The following is a 349-nucleotide window of genomic DNA, read 5'->3' as shown; positions in this document are numbered from 1 at the left end:
TCGATTACCAGGGCAATGCCTGGACGCTCGTCGATGCCGGCACCTGCGAAACGATGGAACTGCCCGAGGGCCGTATGGGCTCGCTCGAAGCGCTCGACCGCGACCTGCCGGCGTAATTCACCACATGCCGCGCCCGGTGGGTTTCGTCACATGAGGACACCCTGAGAAGCCTGCCGACGCGCTCCTTTTTTGCCAACCATTTCAACCCTCCAGACCCAAGGAAGAATATCAATGTCCAAAAATGTTAAAGCTCTCGCTCTCATTGGCGCCGTCGCTGCCGCCGTTTCCGCCACCAGCATGGCCACCACAGCCGCTGCCGATAACCACAAGGAAAAGTGCTTCGGCGTTT

The 349-nt window shown here is 59.3% G+C and carries 2 protein-coding genes; both read left to right on the top strand.

The annotated features are described in order from the left end of the window. Window positions 1-116 (top strand): BufA1 family periplasmic bufferin-type metallophore (gene bufA1 / locus AX756_RS25970; RefSeq protein ID WP_156461705.1); only part of this gene is annotated, 116 nt, incomplete at its 5' end. A 115-nt stretch (window positions 117-231) separates the two neighbouring features. Beyond that, window positions 232-349: BufA1 family periplasmic bufferin-type metallophore (gene bufA1, locus AX756_RS26985; RefSeq protein ID WP_499698281.1), on the top strand; the 118-nt coding region annotated here is incomplete at its 3' end.

It is taken from the genome of Aliiruegeria sabulilitoris (assembly GCF_001558155.1).
Classification (GTDB): Bacteria; Pseudomonadota; Alphaproteobacteria; order Rhodobacterales; family Rhodobacteraceae; genus Tropicimonas; species Tropicimonas sabulilitoris.
The sequence above is the reverse complement of the archived record's forward strand: the minus strand, read 5'-3'. Positions and strand labels throughout refer to the sequence as shown.